The organism is Azospirillum sp. SYSU D00513 (assembly GCF_017356015.1).
In the GTDB taxonomy this organism is placed as follows: Bacteria; Pseudomonadota; Alphaproteobacteria; order Azospirillales; family Azospirillaceae; genus Azospirillum.
In genome coordinates this window covers 1-536 of the sequence record NZ_JAFIQV010000124.1, presented here as the reverse complement: position 1 = coordinate 536, position 536 = coordinate 1, and the positions used below count along the sequence as shown (strand labels likewise).

General features: G+C 58.0%; 1 rRNA gene. It reads left to right on the top strand.

From position 1 onward, the window contains the following. Nucleotides 1-11: 11 nt before the first annotated feature. Nucleotides 12-536, top strand: a 23S ribosomal RNA gene (locus tag JUB11_RS32485); the annotation flags it as partial.

The window sequence follows — 536 nt, the reverse complement described above, 5'->3', positions numbered from 1 at the left end:
AACGCTTCAAGGATCAAGCGTAAGAAGGGCATCTGGTGGATGCCTTGGCACTGAGAGGCGATGAAGGACGTAGCACGTTGCGATAAGCTTCGGGGAGCCGCGAGCAGGCTTTGATCCGGAGATTTCCGAATGGGGAAACCCACCGCTTCGGCGGTATCCCATGCTGAATCCATAGGCATGGGAAGCGAACCCGGCGAACTGAAACATCTAAGTAGCCGGAGGAAAGGACATCAACCGAGACTCCGCTAGTAGTGGCGAGCGAACGCGGACCAGGCCAGTGGCTGCTTCTACACAACCGGAACCGTCTGGAAAGGCGGGCCAGAGCGGGTGATAGCCCCGTACGGGTAAACCGGAAGCAGTCCTCGAGTAGGGCGGGGCACGTGAAACCCTGTCCGAACATGGGGGGACCACCCTCCAAGCCTAAGTACTCCTCAGTGACCGATAGTGAACCAGTACCGTGAGGGAAAGGTGAAAAGCACCCCGATGAGGGGAGTGAAACAGTTCCTGAAACCGGATGCCTACAAGCAGTCGGAGCC